The 3,792-nt window shown below is 41.4% G+C and carries 1 protein-coding gene; it reads right to left on the reverse strand.

What is annotated here, in order from left to right; genetic code table 11:
- Positions 1–3,748: putative Ig domain-containing protein (locus tag BB427_RS17685; protein WP_217492916.1), on the reverse strand; the 3,748-nt coding region annotated here is incomplete at its 3' end.
- Positions 3,749–3,792: the final 44 nt, after the last annotated feature.

Here is a 3,792-nt window from a genome sequence, read left to right on the forward strand (position 1 = left end):
CTCGTCTGCCTGAATCTCGATCATAGTAGCTACGACTCGTATTTCTATCAGCGTCTGTCAACACCCGGGTTTGTTTACCTGTTACTTTCGACAGCAAATTCCCTTCCGTGTCATAACGCATATATCGTGCATTGACCTTCTTATCACCTTTGTATCGCGTATCCGTAATCTCTTCTTCTATTCGCGTCTTGTTGCCATTCACATCAAAGTGTGTTCGAGTTACTGCATCCTGTAGGTGTTGACTGTCTTTATGCTCCCTTGCCCCTGTACCAAAGGTTGCCGACTCCAAATATTGCGTCCGCTCCTCGTATTCCTTACTAAAGTTGTGTTGTAGCTCACTTACCCCTTTTGGTAAATCGCTCAATTGTTGATACTGGTAGGTATCCAAACGCCCTGCTACATCGTATTTATAATTCCTAGTCACAGACTCCAGCTTAAAATTAGAGAAATTCCATGCCGTAGATGTATAAATCGTACTACCTGGGTGCCCTGAATTTGAGAAATCTTCCAAGTAATGCGTAACCTCGTTATTTAAACCTCGCTCTTCTATACGAACAACTTCACCCGCACCATTATATTGTGTATTGCTGACTTGCTTTAATGAACCTGCGTAGTTGACGAGAATGCTCTCCCGCTCTCCAAAGCGCTCTTCAATATCAACATAGGCTGAACTGTTGATACCATAATAATCACGCTTTTCTGTCACTCGACCCATTGCATCATATTCAAACTGGCTGCCATGACGCCAATCTGAATGACTTGCATTATTCGCTAGGCTGCTTCGAATACTGTAAAGGTTTTGATCATCCTTATTTAAGAAGTTATCTACTTGCGCCAGCTCTCCCCAGCTATTGTAAATATATTGCTGGGCCTGATTTGATTTACCTGAGATTTTTAATACTTGTTGCCCTACATCATTGTATTGGATGTACTGTCCTTGCTGTGCAATACCTATATTGCCATTGATTAACGACCCACCGTCTATTTCTACTCGGTTATTGTTATCATAGGTAAACCAATACTCTTTTACTCCGGTATCAGATGTCGCGCCACTGGCAGCTGTTTTAGTGACCGGTGCTGTGCCGATTTCCCGCGTTGTGGTCTCAGCCGAGGCAAATTGTATCTGTGGTTCCTTAACCTCAGGCATGCTTAATGATTCAAATGAAAAGCTTCTTGCCGCTCGTAATTCATTAAATTCTGAACTGCCAAATGACGAAAAGTCATTTCCTCCTGGTGTAACAGGGGTTCCTATAGTGCTGCCACTTCCTTGAACCCTTAATGACACCGTGCTACTTGCGCTATATTGCCCGTCCGATGCTGTTATTGTAATACTATAAGTTTTCCCTGCTGTACTTTCACTTGGCCTACCAACAAGCACACCATTGCTTAATGATAATCCACTCGGCAAATTAAAATATGAGTCTGAACGATCGCCAACAAGAAGTGTTCTAGCGGTATATGTTAATTGGTCTCCATCTGGATCTGAAAATAAGCCACGATAATCAATGGAGAGCTGTTCGCCCTCACTAACTACGTCGAAACGTGCCCCTCGTGATGTAGGGGCTCTATTCGTACTCGTCACTTTCAATGTTAAGTTCACATCAACATACAGACCTTCTGGGTCCGATGCCCGAACAACGATGTCATAATCTCCTGCCACTCCAGCCGTTGTACTTTTGCTCAATGTATTTGAGCCATTGTTCCATGTAAGCCAGTTTGGTTTATCTATTATTTGATAGGTTAAAACATCGCCATCGGGTTCCAAGAAAAGATTCTTTACATTGAAAGACCATACGTTTTTTTCAGCAACAGTTTGGTTGACATTTGCGCTTGGCGATTTAATCGGAGCCGAATTAACTTTTCCCGGCTCAACAGTGATAAAAAATGCTTTTTCAGTCTGAAGACGACCATCTGAGGCTATAACAGTAACGATATAATGCCCATCACTGCCCCAACTCGGTGTACCTTGTACAACTCCATTTGAAAAAGAAAGACCTGAAGGTAATCCATATTTAGCTGGAGAGCCAAAATAACTGCCTGAGCCACTTTGATAGCTCAATGAATAGTCAAGCGTGTCTCCATCTGGATCTGAAAAGTATCCTCGATAATCGACTCGTATTGATTCATTTTCTTTTACTGAATCTGAACGTACATAGTTATTGCCAACGGGTGCTCTATTAGTATCAGTAACTTCTAAAGTAATCGTAACATCTTTCCACAAACCATGCGGATCTGTGGCCCTTACTGTAATATTATATCGCCCAGACGCAACTTTATTGGCGCTCTTTGTCAATAAACCTGTGGCTGAGTCCCAATTTAGCCAGTTCGGCTTGTTTATTGATGTATACGATAGTGTATCGCCGTCAGCATCCGAGAATAAATTACTCACATTGAGTGACCACGCATTTTTGTCTGCAACAGAGTAATTCATCACTGCGGATGATTTATCGGGAGCAACGTTGGTTTGCGCCACTACCAATAAAACTTTGTGTGTTCTAGTTCGGGGGAAACCTACACCAGCCCCAGCGCTGTCTAAGTCATCAAAACGATCTTCTGTCGCCGTTATCACAAGTTCATATTGACCAGCATCTCGATGTCCTGGCTGGATCACAAGTTGATTGCGTCCCTGTAAACTGACAAATGGCGGGTTTTGTTCTAATTTTATTTCAGCTAACGCTCTTAAACCGAATAGATCTCCATTCAGTTCGATTGTCTTATGCTCTCCTTCATTAGCTGTAAAATTCATAACACCGTTTACAATGACAGAGAATCCTGCATGAAACGGTTGAGGGCCTCCCGATTCATGAACTATATACACTAAGTTATGAAACGCTTGATCGACATTAGCACTTATGCGGCCCGATAAGACACCTGTGTTAGGGTCCAAAACCATTCCTAGTTCTTCGGCTACATTTCTAACTTCTCCGCTATTTATCATAGCCTGAATGTCGTTATGGCTATGATAATAGTCCGGTTGTGGATCAACATTGAGCTGCAGCTTAGCCAAATCCGACTCATAGACCAAACTGTATCTGAGTTGATCATTATCCAGGTTATACACCGCGTCTTGAATGATGTTTACATCAAAGCCTGGCTTGTTTGAAATAAGCTCACCTGGGCTGAATTCAATATCACCTATGTTTCTTTTAGGTGTGCTTTTCGCATTTCGATTTTCAATCACCAATTCAAAACTGAATTCCTTCACTTCGGAGTGATTATCTGTAAACGTGCCCATAATTTGATACGTTCCAGCACTTAAATAATCGAAAGTAGGCTGATAAGAAAAGTGATCGACAAAAAAGGAGGCAATTTTTGACCCTTTACTTTGTAATCCATCCAAACGAGTGAATGCAAATTGAATAGCATCTCCCTCTGGGTCAATAAAGAAATCTTTTAAATCTAACGCTTTATCTCCCTCTGTAACATTTAATCTATCAGGTAAGTTATTTATCGGTGCTTTGTTATCCACCACAAAAACTTTAATAGTAGCTAATGCGTAACCCCCAAGTTTTGATTTAGAAGTTGCTCTAACTAATAAAGTATGCATACCCTGACTATCGTAGGTTGGCTTTAGTGTGATGGAGTTTGTTGCTGCATTATATGTGAATGGTAAACCGTTATCTGTAGTCACAGAGAGGGTAAACCCGTCTCCTGAGATATCTTCAAATAAGTTAGTTGGTAAGGCGATAGTCTTTTCCTTACCCTCATTAATCTGCTGCTGAGCAACTTGAACGCCAGTGCTTTTCACTGTATTCGTAAGTTTAAATAACACATCTTTGTTATGTACTTTTT

The sequence above is a fragment of the Pseudoalteromonas sp. BMB genome (assembly GCF_001709235.1).
In the GTDB taxonomy this organism is placed as follows: Bacteria; Pseudomonadota; Gammaproteobacteria; order Enterobacterales; family Alteromonadaceae; genus Pseudoalteromonas; species Pseudoalteromonas maricaloris.